Annotated in this window: 18 protein-coding genes and 1 pseudogene; 15 read left to right on the top strand and 4 right to left on the bottom strand. The window is 69.8% G+C overall.

Going from position 1 to position 20,345, the window contains the following annotated elements:
• Positions 1–367: 367 nt before the first annotated feature.
• Both ACZ6RC_RS25430 and ACZ6RC_RS25425 read left to right on the top strand, forming a co-directional pair.
• Positions 368–1,960 carry an ABC transporter substrate-binding protein gene (locus ACZ6RC_RS25430; RefSeq protein ID WP_391144740.1) on the top strand — a complete coding sequence of 531 codons (1,593 nt, stop codon included), beginning with the start codon at positions 368–370 and terminating at the stop codon, positions 1,958–1,960.
• A gap of 76 nt (positions 1,961–2,036) precedes the next feature.
• Positions 2,037–3,617, top strand: coding sequence for an ABC transporter substrate-binding protein (locus ACZ6RC_RS25425; RefSeq protein WP_391144743.1), 1,581 nt, complete (start codon positions 2,037–2,039; stop codon positions 3,615–3,617).
• A 72-nt stretch (positions 3,618–3,689) separates the two neighbouring features.
• On the opposite strand, the gene ACZ6RC_RS25420 is transcribed toward ACZ6RC_RS25425, so the two are convergent.
• Both ACZ6RC_RS25420 and ACZ6RC_RS25415 read right to left on the bottom strand, forming a co-directional pair.
• Positions 3,690–4,361: a response regulator gene (locus tag ACZ6RC_RS25420; protein ID WP_391144746.1), complete on the bottom strand. Its 672-nt coding sequence runs from the start codon at positions 4,359–4,361 to the stop codon at positions 3,690–3,692.
• A gap of 10 nt (positions 4,362–4,371) precedes the next feature.
• The gene (locus ACZ6RC_RS25415; protein WP_469587225.1) at positions 4,372–5,274 is read right to left on the bottom strand and encodes a RecB family exonuclease; all 903 of its coding nucleotides are present in this window, start codon (positions 5,272–5,274) and stop codon (positions 4,372–4,374) included.
• Positions 5,275–5,400: 126 nt separating this feature from the next.
• Between ACZ6RC_RS25415 and ACZ6RC_RS25410 the strand changes: the two genes are divergently transcribed.
• The 3 genes from ACZ6RC_RS25410 (at position 5,401) to ACZ6RC_RS25400 (ending at position 8,384) form a co-directional block, all read left to right on the top strand.
• Positions 5,401–6,690: a site-2 protease family protein gene (locus ACZ6RC_RS25410; RefSeq protein WP_453618237.1), complete on the top strand. Its 1,290-nt coding sequence runs from the start codon at positions 5,401–5,403 to the stop codon at positions 6,688–6,690.
• A gap of 18 nt (positions 6,691–6,708) precedes the next feature.
• Complete coding sequence (locus ACZ6RC_RS25405) at positions 6,709–7,596, top strand: tRNA (adenine-N1)-methyltransferase (protein WP_019884997.1); 888 nt, start codon at positions 6,709–6,711, stop codon at positions 7,594–7,596.
• Positions 7,597–7,814: 218 nt separating this feature from the next.
• Complete coding sequence (locus ACZ6RC_RS25400) at positions 7,815–8,384, top strand: hypothetical protein (RefSeq protein ID WP_391144755.1); 570 nt, start codon at positions 7,815–7,817, stop codon at positions 8,382–8,384.
• 22 nt (positions 8,385–8,406) lie between these two features.
• On the opposite strand, the gene ACZ6RC_RS25395 is transcribed toward ACZ6RC_RS25400, so the two are convergent.
• Positions 8,407–8,718, bottom strand: coding sequence for a ferredoxin (locus tag ACZ6RC_RS25395; RefSeq protein ID WP_391144758.1), 312 nt, complete (start codon positions 8,716–8,718; stop codon positions 8,407–8,409).
• A gap of 254 nt (positions 8,719–8,972) precedes the next feature.
• Here ACZ6RC_RS25395 and arc point away from each other — a divergent pair, with 254 nt between their 5' ends.
• The 6 genes and pseudogenes from arc (at position 8,973) to prcA (ending at position 14,872) form a co-directional block, all read left to right on the top strand.
• Entirely contained in the window at positions 8,973–10,739 is a 1,767-nt protein-coding gene (arc, locus tag ACZ6RC_RS25390; protein ID WP_391144761.1) for a proteasome ATPase, read from the top strand.
• 231 nt (positions 10,740–10,970) lie between these two features.
• A complete protein-coding gene (gene dop / locus ACZ6RC_RS25385; protein ID WP_391144763.1) occupies positions 10,971–12,482 on the top strand; it encodes a depupylase/deamidase Dop in 1,512 nt (503 codons plus the stop codon).
• Positions 12,483–12,631: 149 nt separating this feature from the next.
• The gene (locus ACZ6RC_RS25380; RefSeq protein WP_365719636.1) at positions 12,632–12,844 is read left to right on the top strand and encodes a ubiquitin-like protein Pup; all 213 of its coding nucleotides are present in this window, start codon (positions 12,632–12,634) and stop codon (positions 12,842–12,844) included.
• 219 nt (positions 12,845–13,063) lie between these two features.
• A pseudogene (locus tag ACZ6RC_RS25375) lies at positions 13,064–13,244 on the top strand (endonuclease domain-containing protein); the annotation flags it as partial.
• Positions 13,196–14,035: a proteasome subunit beta gene (prcB, locus tag ACZ6RC_RS25370; protein ID WP_391145335.1), complete on the top strand. Its 840-nt coding sequence runs from the start codon at positions 13,196–13,198 to the stop codon at positions 14,033–14,035. The pseudogene ACZ6RC_RS25375 and the gene prcB, both read left to right, overlap by 49 nt.
• Before the next feature lie 75 nt (positions 14,036–14,110).
• On the top strand, positions 14,111–14,872 hold the full coding sequence (prcA, locus tag ACZ6RC_RS25365; protein ID WP_391144766.1) for a proteasome subunit alpha: 762 nt from the start codon (positions 14,111–14,113) through the stop codon (positions 14,870–14,872).
• 107 nt (positions 14,873–14,979) lie between these two features.
• On the opposite strand, the gene ACZ6RC_RS25360 is transcribed toward prcA, so the two are convergent.
• A complete protein-coding gene (locus ACZ6RC_RS25360; protein WP_469587215.1) occupies positions 14,980–15,999 on the bottom strand; it encodes a LacI family DNA-binding transcriptional regulator in 1,020 nt (339 codons plus the stop codon).
• Between the two features lie 123 nt (positions 16,000–16,122).
• Here ACZ6RC_RS25360 and ACZ6RC_RS25355 point away from each other — a divergent pair, with 123 nt between their 5' ends.
• The 4 genes from ACZ6RC_RS25355 to ACZ6RC_RS25340 all read left to right on the top strand — a co-directional run bounded on the left by ACZ6RC_RS25355 (position 16,123) and on the right by ACZ6RC_RS25340 (position 20,301).
• Positions 16,123–17,445: an MFS transporter gene (locus tag ACZ6RC_RS25355; protein WP_469587212.1), complete on the top strand. Its 1,323-nt coding sequence runs from the start codon at positions 16,123–16,125 to the stop codon at positions 17,443–17,445.
• A gap of 9 nt (positions 17,446–17,454) precedes the next feature.
• On the top strand, positions 17,455–18,816 hold the full coding sequence (gene pafA / locus ACZ6RC_RS25350) for a Pup--protein ligase (RefSeq protein WP_391144775.1): 1,362 nt from the start codon (positions 17,455–17,457) through the stop codon (positions 18,814–18,816).
• A gap of 117 nt (positions 18,817–18,933) precedes the next feature.
• Complete coding sequence (locus tag ACZ6RC_RS25345; RefSeq protein WP_391144778.1) at positions 18,934–19,866, top strand: FKBP-type peptidyl-prolyl cis-trans isomerase; 933 nt, start codon at positions 18,934–18,936, stop codon at positions 19,864–19,866.
• A 63-nt stretch (positions 19,867–19,929) separates the two neighbouring features.
• On the top strand, positions 19,930–20,301 hold the full coding sequence (locus ACZ6RC_RS25340) for an FKBP-type peptidyl-prolyl cis-trans isomerase (protein ID WP_391144781.1): 372 nt from the start codon (positions 19,930–19,932) through the stop codon (positions 20,299–20,301).
• The last annotated feature ends 44 nt before the right edge of the window (positions 20,302–20,345 follow it).

The following is a 20,345-nucleotide window of genomic DNA, read 5'->3' as shown; positions in this document are numbered from 1 at the left end:
GTACCGACCGGCGGGTGGCCTTCTTGTGAACCGTGTCCGGATCGCGGTGGTTGCGCCCTTCCCCTGTGTCCCGTTTCGCGCCCTCCGTAGCGATACGTTCCCACGCATGACTATCGAGTCCGCCGTATTCATGATCACTGTGTGGTGACCTCCCGGACCGTCGGCGGTCCGGCCCGACCGGCGCCGCCGACTAACCTTTCGCGAGTACTTCGCCGCACCCTCCGCGTGCCCCGGCGCACACCCAAGTCGCCGTGAACGCAGGACCGATCGCTCACCATCCCGGCCCGATCGCCCGCCCCGACCGGGCGGCAGCGGCGGAGTGTCCGTACCCGCTGCATCCCAGTGCCGGATGAGGAGAACGACCACGATGAACCGCAAGACTCTGGTGCTGCCCGCCCTGGCGGCCGGCATGCTCGCCCCCCTGCTCGTCGCCTGCGGCGGCTCGGACGAGGCCGGAGCCATCGTCGTCGGCACCACGGACCAGTTCGTCGCCACCGCCGAGGCACCGGCCCCCCTGGACCCGGCCTTCGCCTACGACACCGGCGCCTGGAACATCCTCCGGCAGACCGTCCAGACCCTCATGCACGTGCCCCGCGGCGGCGGCGAGCCCGTCCCCGAGGCCGCCCAGAGCTGCGGTTTCAGCGACCGGGCCAGCGAGAGCTACCGCTGCGAACTGCGCGAGGGGCTCACCTTCGCCGACGGCACCCCCGTCACCGCCGAGGACGTCAAGTTCTCCGTCGAGCGCGTCCTCGGCATCAAGTCCGACAACGGCACCGCCGCCCTCCTCGCCAACATCGACACCGTCGAGGCCAACGGCGAGCGCGAGATCGTCTTCCACCTCAAGACGCCCGACGCGACCTTCCCGTACAAGCTCTCCACCCCGGTCGCCGGCATCCTCAGCAAGAAGACGTACGGGGCGAAGAAGCTGCGCGAAGGCTTCGAGGTCGACGGCTCCGGCCCGTACACCATGAAGGCCGAACACGACGGCGACAAGATCACCAAGGTGGTCTTCACCCGCAATCCGGCGTACAAGGGCGACATCACCCTGCGCAACGACAAGATCGAGCTGCGGTCCTTCGCCGACGCGGACAGCATGGGCCAGGCCCTGCGGGACAGCCGGATCGACATGATGGCCCGCTCGATGTCGCAGGACCAGATCAAGGAACTCACCGACAAGCCCCAGGAGGGCGTCGAGCTCACCGAGGTCCCCGGCCTGGAGATCCGCTACCTCGCCTTCGACACCCAGGACCCCTCGGTCAGGAACAAGGCCGTACGGCAGGCCATCGCCGCCGTCGTCGACCGCGGCGAACTCGTCGACGACGTCTACGGCCCCACCGCCAAGCCGCTCTACTCGCTGATCCCCTCCAGCGTCACCGGCCACTCCACCGCTTTCTTCGACACCTACGGCGAGCCCAGCACCGCCAAGGCGGCCGGCATCCTGCGGGACGCCGGCATCAAGAAGCCCGTCGAGCTGACCCTGCACTACACCAGCGACCACTACGGCTCCGCCACCAAGAAGGAGTTCGAGGCGCTGCGCGACCAGCTCAACGCCACCGACCTCTTCGACGTCACCGTCGAGGGCACCGAGTGGGCCACGTTCCGCACCGCGCAGAAGCGCGGCGACTACCCCGTCTACGGCCTCGGCTGGTTCCCCGACTTCCCGGACCCGGACAACTACGTCGCCCCCTTCCTCGACACGGACAACTTCCTCAACACCCCCTACGTCAACAAGGCCGTACGCGACCAGTTGATCCCCCGCTCGCGCCGCTCGGCCGACCGCAACGCCGCGAGCCCCGTCTTCGGAGAGATCCAGAAGATCGTCGCCAAGGACGTCCCCGTCCTGCCCCTGTGGCAGGGCAAGCAGTACGTCGCCGCGCGCGACGACGTCACCGGCGTCGAATGGGCGCTGAACACCTCCTCGGACCTGCTCCTGTGGGAGCTGGGCCGCGGCACCGCCTGACCCCCTCACCCAGCTCGGTTACACCGGCCGCGCAGGGCGCGCGGCCGGCCTGGCAAGAGATCAAGAGGCACGTTCTGTGAAGCACAACAAGTGGCTGACGGCTCCGCTCGCCGCGGGTCTGTCCGCCGCCCTGCTCAGCGGCTGCGGCGCGGAGCAGGGCGGGAACTCCGGCGGCTCCGGCGGCAGCGTCCGCGTCGGCATGTCCGACGAGATCCTGGCCACGGACCCCGCCGCCGGCTACGACCCCGGCTCCTGGCTCCTGTTCAACAACGTCTTCCAGTCCCTCCTCGGCTTCCCGAAGGGAGCCTCCGTACCCGAGCCGGAGGCCGCCGAGGAGTGCGGCTTCCAGGCCGGCAGCACGGTGTACCGCTGCACCCTGCGCGAGGGTCTGACGTTCTCCAACGGCAACCCCCTCACCTCGAAGGACGTCAAGTTCTCCTTCGAGCGCGCGCTGAGGATCGACGACCCGTCGGGGCCCGCGCCGCTGCTCTCGACGATCGACACCATCGAGACCCCCGACGACCGGACCGTCGTCTTCCGCCTCAAGGTCCCCGACGCCACCTTCCCGAGCAAGATCGCCTCGGGGGCCGGCTCCATCGTCGACCACCGCGAGTACGCCGCCGACGCGCTGCGCACCGATGGCAAGGTCGTCGGCTCCGGCCCGTACACGCTGGACTCCCTCAGCGACACCGAGGCCGTCTTCTCCGTCAACGGCGGCTACAAGGGCGGGGCCACGCCGAAGAACGGCGGCGTCAGCCTCAAGCTCTACTCCGGCGACCGCGAAGCCCTCTCCGAGGCCTTCGCCGCGGGCGATGTCGACGTCGCCTACCGCGGCCTCGCCGCCGACGACATCGCCGCCCTCGAAGCCTCCGAGACCACCGCCGACAAGGGCATCGAGATCGTCCAGGGCACCAGCGCCGAAGTCCAGCACCTGGTCTTCAACGTCAAGGACCCCGTCGTCGGCAAGCTGGGCGTCCGCCAGGCCATCGCCCATCTCGTCGACCGCGAGGCCCTCGTCCAGGACGTCTACAAGTCGACGGCCACGCCGCTCTACTCGATCGTCCCGGCCGGCATCGCCGGACACAACACCGCCTTCTTCGACACCTACGGCAGCCCCGACGCCGCCAAGGCGAAGAAGGCCCTCCGCAAGGCTGGCATCACCGACAAGGTGAAGCTCACCCTCTGGTCCACGCCCAGCCGCTACGGCCCCGCCACCGACCAGGAGCTCAAGGCGATAGCCGGCCAGCTCAACACCAGCGGCCTGTTCGACGCCGACGTGAAGTCCGTCGCGTTCGCTCAGTACGAGAAGGACATCGAAGCCGGCAAGTACGGCGTCTACGTCAAGGGCTGGGTGCCCGACTACCCCGACGCCGACAACTTCACCACCCCGTTCTTCGGCAAGGGCAACGTCCTCGGCAACCGGTACGAGAACACCACCATCACCGGCACCCTCATCCCGAAGACCGCGGCCGCCGCCGACCGCGCCGCCACGGCCCAGGACTTCGGCCGGCTCCAGGACCTCGTCGCCGAGGAGCTGCCCCTGCTCCCGCTGTGGCAGGGCAAGCAGTACGCCGTCGCCCGCGACAACGTCACCGGCCTGGAGTGGACCCTGGACGCCTCCACCGTCTTCCGCTTCTGGGAGATCAAGAAGAGCTGACCAGGACACCGGCACACGACGACGAAGGGCCCGGCACGCGGGGACGCGCGCCGGGCCCTTCCTCGTACGCCGCTACTGCGCGCCCGGACGGACCAGCCCGCTCTCGTACGCGTACACCGCCGCCTGCACCCGGTCGCGCAGACCCAGCTTCGTCAGCACGTGCCCCACGTGCGTCTTCACCGTCGTCTCGCTGACGAACAGGTCCGCCGCGATCTCCGCGTTCGACAACCCCCGCGCCACCAGCTTCAGCACCTCGACCTCACGGTCGGTCAGCGTGTTCAGCGTGTCCGGGACCTGCTCGTCGCCCGACGGAAGGTGCGCGGAGTACTTGTCGAGCAGCCGGCGCGTGATCGACGGCGCCAGCATCGCCTCGCCCGCCGCCACCACCCGGATCGCCTGCACCAGCTCGTTGGCCGGAGCGTCCTTCAGCAGAAAACCGCTCGCCCCGGCCCGCAGCGCCTCCACCACGTACTCGTCCAGATCGAACGTGGTCAGCACCAGCACCTTCGCCGGACCGTCCCGGCCCGGGCCGGTGATCTGCCGCGTCGCCTCGACCCCGTCCATCCGGGGCATCCGGATGTCCATCAGCACCACGTCCGGCTGCAACGCCCGGACCTGGTCCTGGGCCTGAAGACCGTCCCCGGCCTCACCGACGACCGCGATGTCCTGCTCCGCCTCCAGAATCATCCGGAAGCCGGTGCGCAGCAGCGGCTGGTCGTCGACCAGTAGGACGCGGATAGCCACAGGAACTCCTTCACGGGGCGGGCTGGACCCCGTCCATTCTGCCCTGCCCGGATTCGCCCGACTCCGGCGGGCGCGGCGAAACGATCTCCAGCGGATACACCGGGGGAGTCCCCCCGAACTCGGGACACAGCTCCTGGTGGTCGCACCAACCGCACAGCTTCGTCGGCCGCGGCCGCCAGTCACCCGACTCCGTCGCCTCCCGGATCGCCTCCCACAGCGCCAGCAGCTTCCGCTCCACCCGCAGCAGATCCGCCTCCACCGGGTCGTACGTCAGCACGTCCCCGCTGCCCAGGTACACCAGCTGGAGCCGGCGCGGCACCACCCGCTTCCACCGCCAGATCACCAGCGCGTAGAACTTCATCTGGAAGAGCGCGCCCTCGCTGTACTCCGGCCGGGGCGCCTTCCCCGTCTTGTAGTCGACGATCCGCACCTCGCCCGTCGGCGCCACGTCGATCCGGTCGATCACCCCGCGCAGCCGCAGCCCCGAATCCAGCTCCGTCTCCACGAACAGCTCACGCTCGGCCGGCTCGAGACGCGTCGGATCCTCCAGCGTGAACCACCGCTCGACCAGCCGCTCCGCCTCGCCCAGCCAGCGCGCGAGCCGCTCGCCCTCCGCGTCCTCGGCGAACAGCTCGGCCAGCTCGGGCTTCGACTCCAGCAGCCGGTCCCACTGCCCCGGGATCATCGCCTTCGCCCGGAGAGCCGTCCGGTGCGCCGCCGGATCGTCGAAGAGCCGCTCCAGGACGGCGTGCACCAGCGTCCCCCGAGTGGCCGCCTCGCTCGGCTTCTGCGGCAGCCTGTCGATCACCCGGAACCGGTACAGCAGGGGACACTGCATGAAGTCGCTCGCCCGTGACGGGGACAACGACATGGGCGCCCGTGACCCGGTCGGCGGCTGCTCGCTCGTACTCATGACTCAGACCCTACGGCCCGCCACCGACAGCGAGCGGAATACCATCGACGGCAGACCCCGTCGCACTGCATGATCGAACCGTGACGCAGTGACGCGGGTCATGCAGTCCGGCGACGAAAGGAACCCGTGAACCAGGACGACGAGCGCGGCGAGAACCACCGGCCGCAGTCCGGCGAAACGGAACCGGAAGCGAAGCCCGCCGCACCCGGCCCCGCCGGAGGCCCCTCCGGCACGGGCAAGGGCAGGCCCCGGCGCACCGACGAACCCGGCGGCGGGCTCCTCATGGGCCGCCCCTTCGGCGTGCCCGTCTACGTCGCCCCCAGCTGGTTCCTCGTCGCCGCCCTGATCACCTGGGTCTTCGGCGACCAGATCGAACGCGTCCTGCCCGACCTCGGCGGCGCCCGCTATCTCGTCTCCCTCTTCTTCGCCATCGCCTTCTACGCCTCCGTCCTGGTCCACGAGCTGGCGCACACCCTCGCCGCCCTCCGCTTCAAGCTCCCGGTCCGCCGCATCCAGCTCCAGTTCTTCGGCGGCGTCTCCGAGATCGAGAAGGAGACCGAGACCCCCGGCCGCGAATTCGTCCTCGCCTTCGTCGGCCCGCTCCTCTCCCTCGTCCTCGCCGGGCTCTTCTACGTCTCCCTGTACGCCGTCGAACCCGGCACCGTCCCCGGCGTCCTGCTCGCCGGCCTGATGATCTCCAACCTCATCGTGGCGGTCTTCAACCTGCTGCCCGGCCTGCCCCTCGACGGCGGCCGCATGCTCCGCGCCGTCATCTGGAAGATCACCGGCAAGCCCATGAGCGGCACCGTCGCCGCCGCCTGGGTCGGCCGCGCCCTCGCCGTCGCCGTCCTCATCGGCCTGCCCCTGCTCACCCGCACCGGCCTCCTGGGCAACTCCACCGACGACATCAGCGGCATGAGCACCGTCACCGACGCGCTCCTCGCCGCCATCCTCGCCGCCATCATCTGGACCGGCGCCGGCAACAGCCTGCGCATGGCCCGGCTGCGCGAACACCTCCCCGACCTGCGCGCCCGCAGCCTCACCCGCCGCGCCATCCCCGTCGAACCCGCCACGCCCCTCTCCGAAGCCCTGCGCCGGGCCAACGAAGCGGGAGCCCGCGCCCTCGTCGTCGTCGACGCCCACGGCGTCCCCACCGGACTCGTCCGCGAGAGCGCCATCGCCGGCGTCCCGCAGCACCGCCGCCCCTGGGTCGCGGTCAGCGGCCTCGCCCAGGACCTCACCGACGGCATGAGGGTCCCCAGCGAGCTCGCGGGCCAGCCCCTCCTGGACCACCTCCGCACCAGCCCGGCCACCGAGTACCTCGTCGTCGAGGAGACCGGGGAGATCTACGGCGTGCTCTCCACCGCCGACGTGGAGCGCGCCTTCGTCAAGGCCATGGCAAGACCGTCCTCGTAACCCCGGTACTCTGGTCACATGTCCGAACCGACCGGTGCCGCCCGCCGTCGCGGGCCCTTCAAGGTCGGGGACCAGGTCCAGCTCACCGACCCCAAGGGACGCCACTACACGTTCACGCTCGAGGCCGGGAAGAACTTCCACACCCACAAGGGTTCCTTCCCCCACGACGAGCTGATCGGTGCTCCCGAGGGCAGTGTTGTCCGTACCACGGGAAACGTCGCCTACCTCGCGCTGCGCCCCCTGCTCCCCGACTACGTCCTGTCCATGCCCCGCGGCGCCGCCGTGGTCTACCCGAAGGACGCGGGGCAGATCCTCGCCTTCGCCGACATCTTCCCCGGCGCACGCGTCGTCGAAGCCGGCGTGGGCTCGGGATCGCTCAGCAGCTTCCTGCTCCGCGCCATCGGGGACAGCGGCATGCTGCACTCCTACGAGCGCCGCGAGGACTTCGCCGAGATCGCCAAGGGCAACGTCGAGCGCTACTTCGGCGGCCCGCACCCCGCGTGGCAGCTGACGGTCGGCGACCTCCAGGACAACCTCTCCGACACCGACGTCGACCGGGTCATCCTCGACATGCTCGCCCCGTGGGAGTGCCTGGAGGCCGTCTCCAAGGCGCTCGTCCCCGGCGGCATCCTCTGCTGCTACGTGGCCACCACCACCCAGCTCGCCCGCACCGTGGAGTCCATCCGCGAGTTCGGCTGCTACGCCGAGCCGCAGCCCTGGGAATCCATGATCCGCAACTGGCACGTCGAGGGCCTCGCCGTCCGCCCGGACCACCGGATGATCGGCCACACCGGCTTCCTCGTCACCGCCCGCCGCCTCGCCGACGGCGTCGAGCCGCCGATGCGCCGCCGCCGCCCCGCCAAGGGCGCCTACGGCGAGGACTACGAAGGCCCCAACAAGGGCTGACGCCCCCCGACACGACCCGGGGCCCGACGCCCCGGCAACGCAGGCGTGCCGCCGCCGAGTTCCCGCCCCACGGCGGGGAACTCGACGGCGGCATCCTCATGTTCGAGTGTTCGCTTCCGCATCGAAGACCGTTTCCACCCCGGCTGTTCCCCCCTCCTGTGACGTGTGGCACGATGCCCGCAACTCCTTCCGCGCCACCCTCACAGGAGACTTCTCGCGTGCAGCCCTCCGCCGTCCCGGACCTCGCGCACACCCACGCCCGGCCGGTGCACTGGCTGGCCACCGCGACCGCCATGGCCGCCGTCGTCGCCGCCGCCGGCCTGCTGCAACCCGGCCCCGCGACCGCCACCACCGCGGCCGGCCCCCAGGCCGCCCCGGCCGCCGCGCCCGCCCCGGACGCCGCCGCGGCCGACTACCCCCTGGACTGCGGACGCGCGCCCACCACCGTCGCCCGGCAGAGCCGCGGGGACCTCGACGGCGACGGGAACCCCGAGACCGTCGCAGTCGTGCACTGCGAAGCCGGTTCCGGCACGCCTCCCAGCGGGATCTACGTCCTCACCCGCGCCAAGGACGCCACCGCGCGCGTGGTCGCCACGCTCCTGGACCCGGCGCGGCGGAGCACCGTCGCCGACCTCGCCGTACGGGACGGGGCGGTCGTCGCCACCGTCCTCGGCTATTCCTCGCTCGATGTCCCGAGCTGCTGCCCCGACCAGCGGGAACGCGTCGAATGGCGCTGGAAGGGCAGCGCGTTCGTCCGCACCGCCCACACCGATCCGGTCGCCCTGTGACCCACGCGCCGTGCGCGCACCGTCACTCCGCGTCGGGACCGTAGACCTCGACCCCGTCCGCGACCCGGCGGACGTGGATGCAGTCGCCCGGGCACTCCTTGGCCGAATCCACCACGTCGGTCAGCAGCGGCAGCGGCACCGGCGTCGTGGCCCCCGCCTCCTGCAGCAGCTCGTCGTCGGCGCTCTTCACGTAGGCGAGCCCGTCGATGTCCAGCTCGAAGACCTCCGGCGCGTACTGCACGCAGATCCCGTCCCCGGTACAGAGGTCCTGGTCGATCCAGACCTCCAGCGCCTCACCGGCGCCCGCCGTCGGGACCTCGTGCCGCACGGTCATGTCTCCTGCCGATCCTGAGCTGTGAAAGTGAGCGTTCCTGCTAAGTCCGGCCAAGCCTGACGGGTGTTGACCACCGATGACGATACAACCGTCGGCTTTCCGATGTTGATGGGTGGGTATTCCCTTGGCGTGAGGGGAAGCGCAAGGGTGAAGATCGGACACACCCCGATGTCTTTGTGATCTAGGGGTTTCAATCACCACCCACGCAGGTAGGGTCAGGAAGCGTCCAGCTCCCCTTGGAGGAGGTGAGGACCGTGGCAGCCCACGACGACGACATCAACCGCGGCATCCGGCCGGGGCGGGGGTCTGAAGACCCCGCCGGCCAGGTTGCCTATCTCGAGCAGGAAATCGCCGTCCTGCGCCGCAAGCTCGCCGACTCTCCGCGTCATACGAGGATTCTCGAAGAGCGGATCGTCGAGCTGCAGACCAACCTGGCCGGCGTATCCGCACAGAACGAGCGGCTCGCCAATACGCTCCGTGAGGCCCGCGACCAGATCGTGGCCCTCAAGGAGGAGGTCGACCGGCTCGCGCAGCCGCCGGCGGGCTTCGGTGTCTTTCTGCAGGACAACGAGGACGGCACCTGCGACATCTTCACCGGGGGCCGCAAGCTCCGGGTGAACGTCAGCCCCAGCGTCGAGCTCGAAGAGCTCCGGCGCGGCCAGGAAGTCATGCTCAACGAAGCGCTCAACGTGGTCGAGGCCATGGAATTCGAGCGGGCCGGGGACATCGTCACCCTCAAGGAGATCCTCGAGGACGGCGAGCGCGCCCTGGTCGTGGGGCACACCGACGAGGAGAGGGTGGTGAGGCTCGCCGAGCCGCTGCTGGACATCACCATCCGCCCCGGCGACGCCCTGCTGCTCGAGCCCAGGTCCGGCTACGTCTACGAAGTGATCCCGAAGAGCGAGGTCGAGGAGCTCGTCCTCGAAGAGGTCCCGGACGTCGACTACGACAAGATCGGCGGCCTGGGCAACCAGATCGAACTGATCCGCGACGCGGTCGAGCTTCCGTACCTCTACCCGGACCTCTTCAAGGAGCACGAACTGCGGCCGCCGAAGGGCATCCTGCTCTACGGCCCGCCCGGCTGCGGCAAGACGCTCATCGCCAAGGCCGTCGCCAACTCCCTTGCCAAGAAGGTCGCGGAGGTGACCGGGCAGCCCGCCGGGAAGTCGTACTTCCTGAACATCAAGGGTCCCGAGCTGCTCAACAAGTACGTCGGAGAAACCGAGCGGCACATCCGCCTCGTCTTCCAGCGTGCCCGGGAGAAGGCGAGCGAGGGCACCCCCGTCATCGTCTTCTTCGACGAGATGGAATCCCTCTTCCGCACCCGCGGATCCGGTGTCAGCTCGGACGTGGAGAACACCATCGTCCCGCAGCTGCTCGCCGAGATCGACGGTGTGGAGGGCCTGGAGAACGTCATCGTCATCGGCGCCTCCAACCGCGAGGACATGATCGACCCCGCGATCCTGCGGCCCGGCCGGCTCGACGTCAAGATCAAGATCGAGCGTCCGGACGCGGAAGCGGCAAAGGACATCTTCGCCAAGTACCTCACGTCGACCCTCCCGCTGCACGCGGACGACCTGTCCGAGCACAGCGGGTCGAAGCCGGCCGCCGCCCACGCCATGATCCAATCGGTCGTGGAACAGATGTACGCCGAATCCGAGGAGAACCGCTTCCTCGAGGTGACGTACGCCAACGGCGACAAGGAAGTCCTCTACTTCAAGGACTTCAACTCCGGAGCGATGATCCAGAACATCGTCGACCGGGCCAAGAAGATGGCCATCAAGGCTTTCCTCGACCACGACCAGAAGGGCATCCGCGTCTCCCACCTCCTCCAGGCGTGCGTGGACGAGTTCAAGGAGAACGAGGACCTGCCCAACACCACCAACCCCGACGACTGGGCCCGTATCTCCGGAAAGAAGGGCGAGCGGATCGTCTTCATCCGCACCCTTGTCACCGGAAAGCAGGGCGCCGACACGGGTCGCTCCATCGACACCGTGGCGAACACCGGTCAGTACCTGTAGGAACGCACACCGGCTGCGGATGTCCGGAAGTCGGACATCCGCAGCCGTCGCTTTTCGCCACCACCAACGTACACAATGACGTAATCGATCTCCCCACCGACGCGGAGTCGCTCTAGGCTCTTCGGTACCGCCGAATCGCGCAGTGCGGGGACGGGCACCGCACACGCACGAGAAAGCGCGGTACTTGAGCGCCGCACCCGAATGGGCGCGCCGCCGGGCAAGGAGGGCCGCATGACCGTACGGCGAGTAATGGGCATCGAAACGGAGTACGGGATCTCCGTTCCGGGGCATCCCAACGCCAATGCCATGCTCACCTCGTCCCAGATCGTCAACGCCTACGCGGCGGCGATGCACCGGGCGCGCCGCGCCCGCTGGGACTTCGAGGAGGAGAACCCCCTGCGGGACGCCCGAGGCTTCGACCTCGCCCGCGAGGCCGCCGACTCCAGCCAGCTCACGGACGAGGACATCGGCCTGGCCAATGTGATCCTCACCAACGGAGCACGGCTCTACGTCGACCACGCCCACCCCGAGTACAGCGCCCCCGAGGTCACCAATCCCCGCGACGCCGTCCTCTGGGACAAGGCCGGGGAGCGGATCATGGCCGAGGCCGCCGAGAGAGCCGCCCAGCTCCCCGGCGCTCAGCCGATCCACCTCTACAAGAACAACACCGACAACAAGGGCGCCTCCTACGGCACGCACGAGAATTACCTGATGAAGCGGGAGACCCCCTTCTCGGACATCGTGCGCCACCTGACGCCGTTCTTCGTCTCCCGCCAGGTCGTCACCGGCGCCGGCCGCGTCGGCATCGGCCAGGACGGCCGGGAGCACGGCTTCCAGATCAGTCAGCGCGCGGACTACTTCGAAGTCGAGGTGGGCCTCGAGACCACGCTGAAGCGGCCCATCATCAACACCCGGGACGAGCCCCACGCCGACGCCGAGAAGTACCGCCGCCTCCACGTGATCATCGGGGACGCCAACCTCTCGGAGATCTCCACCTACCTCAAGCTGGGGACCACCGCCCTGGTCCTGTCCATGATCGAGGACGGGTTCATCAACGTGGACCTCGCCGTCGACCAGCCCGTACGCACCCTGCACGACGTCTCCCACGACCCGGGCCTGAGCTATCTGATCACGCTCCGCAGCGGTCGCACGCTGACCGCCGTGCAGCTCCAGATGGAGTACTTCGAGCTGGCCAGGAAGTATGTGGAGGAGCGTTTCGGCGCCGACGCCGACGAGCAGACCAAGGACGTCCTGGTCCGCTGGGAGGACACCCTCAACCGCCTCGAGAACGATCCGATGAGCCTCGCCGGCGAGTTGGACTGGATCGCCAAGCGGGAGCTGATGGAGGGCTACCGCCGCCGCGACAACCTGGACTGGGACGCCGCCCGGCTGCACCTCGTGGACCTGCAGTACGCCGACGTGCGGCCCGAGAAGGGCCTCTACAACCGGCTGGTGGACCGTGGACGCATGAAGCGGCTGCTGACCGAGGACGAGGTCCAGCGGGCCGAGACGAAGCCGCCCGAGGACACCAGGGCCTATTTCCGGGGCCGCTGCCTGGAGCAGTACGCGGACGACGTCGCGGCCGCCTCCTGGGACTCCGTGATCTTCGACCTGCCCGGCCGGGACTCCCTCCAGCGCGTGCCCACGCTGGAGCCCCTGCGGGGCACCAGGAACCACGTCAAGGAACTGCTCGACCGGTGCCGGACCGCGGAGGAACTGGTCCGTTTCCTGTCCGGCAACTGATTGCACGGCTGAAATGGCCGGGCACTGGGAATCATGGAACTAGTGCCCGGACGTTGCGGCGACCACAGGGCCGATGTCAGACCTGGCTTGTAGGGTCTGATCTTGAGAGAGACCCAACCGAGCGGGCCGATTCGAGCGGGGTGAGGGATATGGCGACCAAGGACACCGGCGGCGGACAGCAGAAGGCGACGCGTTCCACGGAGGAGGTCGAGGAGACGACCGCGGAGGAAAGCTCCGACCTCAAGGAACGCCAGGAGAAGCTTTCGGACGACGTGGACTCCGTCCTCGACGAGATCGACGACGTCCTGGAGGAGAACGCCGAGGACTTCGTGCGGTCGTTCGTGCAAAAGGGCGGCCAGTAAGAGCGCTCCACCTTCACATCGAAGGTGGAGCAGGGCGGCACACCCAGGTGACGGAGCGACGCGCGCGGTGCGGTCCGAAAAGGACGCCCGCGCGCGGTCTCCGTCCCGTGCGGCGGGTGCGCGGCCGTGGGGGGCGAGAGGGCACCACCGAAGCCGAGCGCGGGCCGGAGCGGCCCGCCGCGCAGGCCCGCCGATCCGTCCGGCATCCCCCGCCGGATTCAGGTGGATCACCGTCACTTGGCGGGTAGGGTCCGTGGCGTACTGTGCTTCAACTGCAATTCGGCCATCGGCACGTCGGGAGACGATCCCGACACTCTGCGGCGGGCCATCTCAATATTTGGAGGGACACGCGTGGAAGCCAACACTCGTAGCACCGGGCGTCTACCAGCTGCCTTCCTGACGCCGGGGTCGTCCTCGTTCCTGGACTTCCTGTCCGACCACTCGCCGGAGCTCCTGCCGCGCAACCGGAAGCTCCCGGACGGGATCGTCGAGGCGCCGCACGGCACCACCATTGTGGCCGCCACCTTCGCCGACGGCGTCGTGCTCGCGGGTGACCGGCGGGCGACCATGGGCAACATGATCGCCCAGCGCGACATCGAGAAGGTCTTCCCGGCCGACGAGTTCTCGGCCGTCGGCATCGCCGGCACCGCCGGCCTGGCCGTGGAGATGGTCAAGCTCTTCCAGCTGGAGCTGGAGCACTTCGAGAAGGTCGAAGGCACGACGCTCTCCCTGGAGGGCAAGGCGAACCGTCTCTCCACGATGATCCGCGGCAACCTCGGCATGGCGATGCAGGGCCTGGCCGTCGTCCCGCTCTTCGCCGGCTGGGACGAGGGCAAGGAGAAGGGCCGGATCTTCTCCTACGACGTGACGGGCGGCCGCTCGGAGGAGCACGGCTTCGCGGCCACCGGCTCCGGCTCGATCTTCGCCCGGGGCTCCATGAAGAAGCTCTACCGCCCCGGCCTGACGGAGGAGCAGGCCACCACGCTGGTCGTCCAGGCGCTGTACGACGCCGCCGACGACGACTCGGCGACCGGCGGCCCGGACCTCTACCGCAACATCTACCCGATCGTCACCGTCATCTCCGACGAGGGCTTCCGCAGGCTGAGCGAGGAGGAGTCCTCGGCGCTCGCCCGCTCGGTCACCGACCGGCGCCTGGAGCAGCCCGACGGACCGCGCGCCGCGCTGCTCTGAGTCTCCGCTCGTCCTTCCTCCCCCGACTCCGTCCGGGGGACCCTCAGCCGCCCAGAAGAAAGGGACGGATAGCCGGTGTCGACCCCGTTCTACGTCTCACCCCAGCAGGCCATGGCCGACCGGGCGGAGTACGCCCGCAAAGGCATCGCCCGAGGCCGCAGCCTCGTCGTCCTGCAGTACACCGACGGCATCGTCTTCGTCGGCGAGAACCCGTCCCGCGCGCTGCACAAGTTCAGCGAGATCTACGACCGGATCGGCTTCGCGGCCGCCGGCAAGTACAACGAGTACGAGAACCTCCGGATCGGCGGTGTGCGCTACGCCGACCTGCGGGGCTACACCTACGACCGGGACGACGTGACGGCCCGGGGCCTCGCCAACGTCTACGCCCAGACGCTGGGCACGATCTTCTCCAGCGCGGGGGAGAAGCCCTACGAGGTGGAGCTGGTCGTCGCCGAGGTGGGCACCGAGCCCGAGGGCGACCAGATCTACCGGCTGCCGCACGACGGCTCCATCGTCGACGAGCACGGCTCCGTCGCGGTCGGCGGGAACGCCGAGCAGATCGGCAGCTTCCTCGACCAGCGGCACCGCGACGGCATGTCCCTGGCCGAGGCGCTGAAGCTGGCCGTGCAGGCGCTGTCCCGCGACACCAACGGCAGCGAGCGGGAGATCCCCGCGGAGCGCCTTGAGGTGGCCGTCCTGGACCGCACGCGGCCGCAGCAGCGCAAGTTCAAGCGGATCGTCGGACGGCAGCTGGTCCGCCTGATGGAGGCGGACAACGCGGCGATCGCGAAGACCGACGACCCCTCGGACGAGATCCCGGAGGAGACCGAGGAGTAGCTCCTCCGTCGACCCGGCCGACGGCCCCGGCCCGCGCAGGCGGTCCGGGGCCGTCGCGTTGTCCCGGGGTCTCATGGGGGCACTGCCGATCAGGTCGTTACAACGACCTAGGGGGCTGGTGGCGGGCCGGAGGAGCCGCGGACCACCAGGGTGACCGGCAGGCCGCCGGAGTCCGGGGCACGGCCGTCGAGGACGGCGAGGAGGGCCGTCATGCCGTCCTCGCCGACCCGTTCGGCGGGGAGGCGGACGGTGGTCAGCTCGGGTTCGACGGCGGTGGCCAGCGCCAGGTCGTCGAAGCCGGTGACGGACACGTCCTCGGGCACGCGCAGGCCCAGCCGGCGGGCGGCCTTGCACGCGCCGGCGGCCAGGATGTCGTCGTCGCAGACGAGAGCGGTCGGCCGGGGCCCGGGGGCGGTCAGGGCCGCTTCTGCGGCGGCCCGGGCGCCGTCCACGTCGAGGGGCGCGCGGACGGTGCGTACGGAGACGTCGCGCACGGCCTCGGCGAGCGCGGCGGCCCGGACGTCGAAGGTCCAGGACGGCACGGCCGACGCGAGGTGGACGAGGCGGCGGTGGCCGAGACCGAGCAGGTGCTCCGCCACCTGGCGCATGCCGTCCGCGATGTCGAGGTTGACGTGCGCGGCCGCCCCGGCGTCCGAGGGGTCGCTGTCGAGCATGACCAGGGGGAGGTCCGTGCCGCGGATCGCGGTGAGGGCGTCGGCCGCCATCGAGGAGGCGATGACGCCGTCCAGGGCGGCGCGGGCGGAGGCGAAGGGGTCCCTGGCGGGGCCGACGCCGTCGGGGGAGGGATAGAGCACCACGCCGAAGTCGTGCCGGGCGGCGACGGTGGCCGCTCCGGTGTAGACGCGCGCGAAGAACTCGTTGGTGAGGGCCGGGACGACGAGGAGCGCCGTGCGGGTGCGGCCGAGCCGGAGGTTGCGGGCGGCGAGGTTGGGGCGGTAGCCGAGGCCCTGGGCGGCGTCGCGCACGGACTGGGCGGTGCGCTCGGAGACCCGGCCGCGCCACTTGTCGCCGAGGACCAGGGAGACGGTGGCCTGGGACACCCCGGCGGCGCGGGCGACGTCCCGGCTCGTGGGCCTGGCCGCGCCGGGCGGTTCCGGGGTGCGCACGCGTGCCTCCGTGGATGCGGTCGGGGCCCGCGAGGTGGACCCTGGGGCTGGAGCCATGGTACGTATGACGCAGAAAGTTATACGTAAAACCTCGGCTCGGGCACCGGGGGAGAGGAGACGTACATGGCCACCGAGGCCCAGGCGAGCGGCGGCTACCGCGACATACTCAGGGCGCCGCACGCTCTCCGGCTGCTCACCGGCACCCTCGTGGGCCGGCTCCCCAACGGCACCGGCCCGATCGCCACGGTGGTCTTCACCCGCGCCGAAGGCGGCAGCTACAGCCTCGCCGGCGGCCTCGTCGCCGCCTACGGCGTCGCCACCGCCGTCGGACAGCCGCTCCTGGGCCGCGCGGTCGACCTGAAGGGCCAGCCCCGGGTCCAACTGCCCGCCGCGGTCCTCTCCGCCCTCGGCATGGCCGCCCTCGCGGTCGCGGGCATCGGCAACATCGCCCTCGCCTACGCCGCCATCGTCGTGGCCGGACTCTTCACCCCGCCGCTCGAAGGCGGCTTGCGGGCCCTCTGGCCGAGCGTCCTGGGCCGCGAGGACCGGGTCCACCGGGCCTACGCCCTGGACGCCGTCGCCCAAGAGGTGATGTTCACCGTCGGCCCGCTCCTGGTGACCCTGCTCGTCGCCGTATGGTCCCCGGCCGCCGCCCTCCTCGTCATCAACGTCCTGGGCGTACTCGGCGCCCTCTCCGTCGTCCTCTCCGAGCCCTCGCGCGTCTGGCGCTCGGAGCCCCGCGAGGCGCACTGGCTGGGCGCGCTGCGCTCACCGGGCCTGCTCGCCCTGCTCGGCTCGTTCTTCTTCGTCGGCCTGGCGCTCGGTTCCATCACGGTCGCCGGGCTCGCCTACGCCGACGACCGGGGCCACGCGGCCGCCTACGGCTGGATCATGGCCGCCGTCGGCCTCGGCGCCCTCGTCGGCGGCGTGCTGTACGGCGCCCGCCACTGGTCCGGGTCCCCCGAGAAGCGCCTGACGGTGATCGTCGGGCTGCTCGCGCTGGGCTATGTGCCGCTGATGCTCACCCCCGGTGTCGTCCCGATGACGGCCCTCGCCGCCCTCGCCGGTGTCTTCCTGGCCCCCGCGCTCGCCTGCGGCTTCATCGTGGTCGACCGGCACGCCCCCACCGGGACCGTCACGGAGGCCTTCTCCTGGCTCGTCACCACGTTCGGCGTGGGGGCCGCCCTCGGCTCCGCCGTCGCCGGTCCGGTCGTCGAACTGGCCGGGATCACCGCGGGCTTCTCGGTGGCCGCGGCCGGCGGTCTCACCGCCCTCCTGGTGCTGCTCGCCACCGGCCGGGCCCTCGCCGCCCCAGGCCGGAGCGTGCGACACGCCGTCAGCGACGTCGGCGGTCACGCCGGACACACCGAAAAGAACACGCACTCATCGGAAAATGATCGAAACGGGGCCGCCCAACCCGGTTTCAGCTCAGGCCATCAGGCGTAATGTTCAGACATGGACCGCCGCATTTTCGGGCTGGAGAACGAGTACGGCGTCACGTGCACGTTCAGGGGACAGCGCCGACTGTCACCTGACGAAGTGGCGCGCTACCTCTTCCGCCGTGTCGTGTCATGGGGCCGCAGCAGCAATGTCTTCCTGCGGAACGGCGCCCGCCTGTACCTCGACGTGGGTTCGCATCCGGAATACGCAACACCCGAATGCGACAACGTGACCGAACTGGTCACGCACGACAAGGCCGGCGAGCGCATTCTCGAAGGCCTGCTCGTCGACGCCGAACGCCGCCTGCACGAGGAGGGAATCGCCGGCGACGTCTATCTCTTCAAGAACAACACCGATTCGGCGGGAAACTCCTACGGCTGCCACGAGAACTATCTCGTCGCCCGCCACGGAGAGTTCTCCCGGCTCGCGGACATCCTCATTCCCTTCCTCGTCACCCGACAGCTCATCTGCGGCGCCGGAAAGGTGCTGCAGACCCCGCGCGGCGCGGTCTACTGCGTCTCGCAGCGGGCCGAGCACATCTGGGAGGGCGTCAGCTCGGCCACCACCCGCTCCCGGCCGATCATCAACACCCGCGACGAGCCGCACGCCGACGCCGAGCGCTACCGCCGGCTCCACGTCATCGTGGGCGACTCGAACATGTCCGAGACGACCATGCTCCTCAAGGTCGGCGCCACCGACCTCGTGCTGCGCATGATCGAGGCCGGCACGGTCATGCGCGACCTGACGCTGGAGAACCCCATCCGGGCGATCCGCGAGGTCAGCCACGACATCACCGGACAGCGCAAGGTCCGCCTCGCCAGCGGCCGCGAGGCCTCCGCCCTGGAGGTCCAGCGGGAGTACTACGAAAAGGCAGCGGACTTCGTCGACCGCCGGGGCATCCGCACGGGCACGGTGGCCCAGGTCCTGGAACTGTGGGGCCGCACGCTCGACGCGATCGAGGCCGAGGACCTCGACCGCATCGGCACCGAGATCGACTGGGTCATGAAGTACAAGCTCATCGAGCGGTACCGCGCCAAGCACAACATGACCATGTCGAACCCCCGGGTCGCGCAGATAGACCTCGCCTACCACGACATCCACCGCCGCCGCGGGCTCTACTACCTCCTGGAGAAGAAGGGCCAGACCGCGCGGATCTGCAACGACCTGAAGATCTTCGAGGGCAAGTCCGTGCCCCCGCAGACCACCAGGGCGCGGTTGCGCGGCGACTTCATCCGCCGCGCCCAGGAGCAGCGACGGGACTTCACCGTCGACTGGGTCCACCTCAAGCTGAACGACCAGGCACAGCGCACGGTGTTGTGCAAGGACCCCTTCCGGTCGGTCGACGACCGGGTGGAAAAGCTGATCGCCGGAATGTAAGGCCGGTCCGGCCGGATCCCCCGAGGGCCCCGCACGTCCACGTGCGGGGCCCTCGGCATGCCCGGGAGGTCCCCTAGAGTGTCGTGCATACTGTGCCGTCTGAGATCTGAGGAACACGTGCGCCGACTTGCCGGCCTACTCGTCGTCCCGCTGCTGCTGCTCTCGACAGCGGCGTGCGGCAGCGACGACAAGGGCTCCGATGCTGCTTCGATGAAGAACGGTCTCCCCGCCATCACGGCGGGCGAGAAGTTCGGAGAGAAGCCCACCCTCGCCAAGGGGGAGGGCACCCCGCCCAAGGACCTCAAGGTCAACGTCATCAGCGAGGGCAAGGGCGCGGTCCTGAAGAAGGGCGACCAGGCCGACGTCAACTACCTCGGGCAACTGTGGGACGGCGACAAGCCGTTCGACAACAGCTTCGACCGCGGCCAGCCGTTCGCCGTGAACATCGGAGGCGGCGGCGTCATCGAGGGCTGGCAGAAGGCCCTCGACGGCCAGAAGGTCGGCAGCCGCCTGGAGGTGTCGATCCCGCCGAACCTCGGTTACGGCGCCCAGGGACAGGGCGACATCCCGGCCAACGCCACGCTCGTCTTCGTCATGGACATCGTGAAGAGCAAGACCGTGCCCGTCTCCGCCAAGGGCACCGTCGTCGCGCAGGACAACGTCGACCTGCCGAAGGTGGGCACCAACACCGACGGCAAGGCCCCCTCGCTGACGGTCCCGAAGAAGCCGGCCCCCACCAAGCTGGTGTCGAACTACATCATCGAGGGCACCGGACCGGCCGTCACCGTCGCGGACACCGTGACCGCGCAGTACCAGGGCGTGCTCTGGAAGGACGGCAAGCAGTTCGACAGCAGCTACAACCGCGGCGCCCCGGTGAGCTTCCCGCTCTCCCAGGTCATCCCCGGCTGGCAGAAGGGCCTCGAAGGCAAGAAGGTCGGCAGCCGGGTGCTGCTGGTCGTGCCGCCGGACATGGCCTACGGCGACCAGGCGAACGAGCAGATCCCCGCCAAGTCGACCCTCGTCTTCACCGTGGACATCCTTGCCAAGTAAGCGGGGGCGGGGATGTAAGACTGTCCCGGTTGTCCAGTTCATCAGTTTGAGGAGCACACTGCAGTGAGCATCGACAAGCCCGAGGTCGACTTCCCGGGCGGCGAGCCGCCGAAGGACCTGGAGATCAAGGACATCTGGGAGGGTGACGGCCCGGAGGCGAAGGCCGGAGCCACCGTCTCCGTCCACTACGTCGGCGTCTCCTTCTCCACCGGCGAGGAGTTCGACTCCTCCTGGAACCGCGGCACCCCGCTGCAGTTCCAGCTCGGTGCCGGCCAGGTCATCGCCGGCTGGGACCAGGGCGTCCAGGGCATGAAGGTCGGCGGCCGCCGCCAGCTGATCATCCCCGCCCACCTCGCCTACGGCGACCGTGGCGCGGGCGGCAAGATCGCCCCCGGCGAGACGCTGATCTTCGTCTGCGACCTGGTCGCGGTCTGATCGGACCCGGTGTGACCGGATCCTGACCCGGAACCGATCACCAC

This window comes from Streptomyces sp. NPDC048353 (assembly GCF_055587165.1).
The sequence above is the reverse complement of the archived record's forward strand: the minus strand, read 5'-3'. Positions and strand labels throughout refer to the sequence as shown.

Excerpts from the sequence above, each read along its gene's own strand:
- ACZ6RC_RS25405 (WP_019884997.1), top strand. The coding sequence starts at position 6,709 with ATGTCCGAACCGACCGGTGCCGCCCGCCGTCGCGGGCCCTTCAAGGTC.
- pafA (WP_391144775.1), top strand. The coding sequence starts at position 17,455 with ATGGACCGCCGCATTTTCGGGCTGGAGAACGAGTACGGCGTCACGTGC.
- ACZ6RC_RS25395 (WP_391144758.1), bottom strand. The coding sequence starts at position 8,718 with ATGACCGTGCGGCACGAGGTCCCGACGGCGGGCGCCGGTGAGGCGCTG.
- ACZ6RC_RS25430 (WP_391144740.1), top strand. The coding sequence starts at position 368 with ATGAACCGCAAGACTCTGGTGCTGCCCGCCCTGGCGGCCGGCATGCTC.
- dop (WP_391144763.1), top strand. The coding sequence starts at position 10,971 with ATGACCGTACGGCGAGTAATGGGCATCGAAACGGAGTACGGGATCTCC.
- ACZ6RC_RS25380 (WP_365719636.1), top strand. The coding sequence starts at position 12,632 with ATGGCGACCAAGGACACCGGCGGCGGACAGCAGAAGGCGACGCGTTCC.
- ACZ6RC_RS25355 (WP_469587212.1), top strand. The coding sequence starts at position 16,123 with ATGGCCACCGAGGCCCAGGCGAGCGGCGGCTACCGCGACATACTCAGG.
- ACZ6RC_RS25415 (WP_469587225.1), bottom strand. The coding sequence starts at position 5,274 with ATGAGTACGAGCGAGCAGCCGCCGACCGGGTCACGGGCGCCCATGTCG.